Source organism: Pedobacter sp. GQ55 (assembly GCF_059758925.1).
Map to the genome: position 1 here is coordinate 1 of NZ_JCAXEI010000036.1, position 322 is coordinate 322.

Sequence of the window (322 nt, forward strand, 5' to 3'; positions counted from 1 at the left end):
CTCAAATCCTAAAGAAGCCATACCAAAAGCATTCATAACCTTCAGCAGTTTTTGTGCGTTCGCTTCGGATATATTAATCCAGATATCCAAATCCCCGGTATAACGTGGTTTGCCATGAAATGCCATTGCGTACCCGCCAACTACCATATATTCTACTCCATGCTCGTTGAGCAATTGGACAAAATCCTCAAAATCTTTTGCTAGCATCATGATCTGTTTTTTATTTTGTTTACTATTGTTTTATCCATTCGCTGATTTTTTTCGAGCATTTGACTGACCAAAAAAGTTACAGCTTGCGCACGTTTAGCAACTGGCTGTGACC

General features: G+C 39.4%; 1 pseudogene. It reads right to left on the bottom strand.

Annotation, left to right across the window (positions count from 1 at the left end):
• Positions 1-210, bottom strand: a pseudogene (locus AC6CH7_RS26515) (hypothetical protein); the annotation flags it as partial.
• Between the last annotated feature and the right edge of the window lie 112 nt (positions 211-322).